This is a genomic window from Wolbachia endosymbiont of Mansonella perstans (genome assembly GCF_020278605.1).
GTDB lineage: Bacteria > Pseudomonadota > Alphaproteobacteria > Rickettsiales > Anaplasmataceae > Wolbachia.
This window is the reverse complement of the sequence record NZ_JACZHU010000146.1, coordinates 710-942: the sequence shown is the minus strand read 5'-3', so window position 1 is coordinate 942 and position 233 is coordinate 710. Positions and strand designations below refer to the sequence as shown.

The following is a 233-nucleotide window of genomic DNA, read 5'->3' as shown; positions in this document are numbered from 1 at the left end:
GTCGTAGATTTTGTGTTTCTTTGATTATTCCTGACTGTTATCAGAAGGGCTATACACTAGCCAAAGTGAGTGCAGTAACCACAGCAGTATCTACCCTTAAAATTCCCTTTTCTAAACTTAATTTCTGACAGAACTTATCAGCAAAGCTAAGTTCATTGTGCGAGAAACCACCTTCAGGACCAACAATAATAGTAATATTTTTTGTGTTTTTCAGAACTTCATTAGGAGGCTTT

1 protein-coding gene is annotated in these 233 nt (G+C 36.1%); it reads right to left on the bottom strand.

Annotated elements, in window-relative coordinates:
* Positions 1–49 precede the first annotated feature (49 nt).
* On the bottom strand, positions 50–233 hold a 184-nt coding region (locus IHO13_RS05520), incomplete at its 5' end, for an RsmE family RNA methyltransferase (protein WP_225538637.1).